Genomic DNA, 585 nt, shown 5'->3' on the forward strand with positions numbered 1-585 from the left:
AAAGGGAAAATCGGCAAGATTGCACCTAACATATTAGATAGAAACTTTAAAGCTGAAAAACCAAATGAAAAATGGGTTACGGATATAACAGAGTTTAAATTATTTGGGGAAAAGCTGTATTTATCGCCCATATTAGACTTATTTAATGGAGAAATTATTACGTATACTCTCGGTTCAAATCCAACTTACTCACTCGTTTCAGATATGTTAAATCAAGCTTTTGAACGTTTAAATGAAGATGATTCACTCCTGCTTCATTCCGATCAAGGCTGGCATTACCAAATGAAAAAATATCGTCATTGTCTTAGTGAACGTGGTATTACACAGAGTATGTCTCGTAAAGGAAACTGTTACGATAACGCAGTGATAGAAAGCTTTTTTAGTATTTTGAAATCAGAATTTCTTTATTTAAAAGAATTTAAGAATGTGGAACATTTTAAACAAGAGTTAGCAAACTATATGACTTATTATAATCACAAACGAATAAAGCGAAAATTAAAAGGCATGAGTCCTGTACAATACAGAACTCATGCCCAAAAAGTTGCTTAATAAAATAACCGTGTCTAAATTTAAGGGGTCACTTCA

1 protein-coding gene is annotated in these 585 nt (G+C 32.0%); it reads left to right on the forward strand.

The features are described 5' to 3' along the window. Window positions 1-549: IS3 family transposase (locus BN349_RS22915; RefSeq protein ID WP_019244610.1), on the forward strand; the 549-nt coding region annotated here is incomplete at its 5' end. Window positions 550-585: the final 36 nt, after the last annotated feature.

This window comes from Bacillus sp. AP8 (genome assembly GCF_000321185.1).
Classification (GTDB): domain Bacteria; phylum Bacillota; class Bacilli; order Bacillales; family DSM-1321; genus Bacillus_AD; species Bacillus_AD massilioanorexius.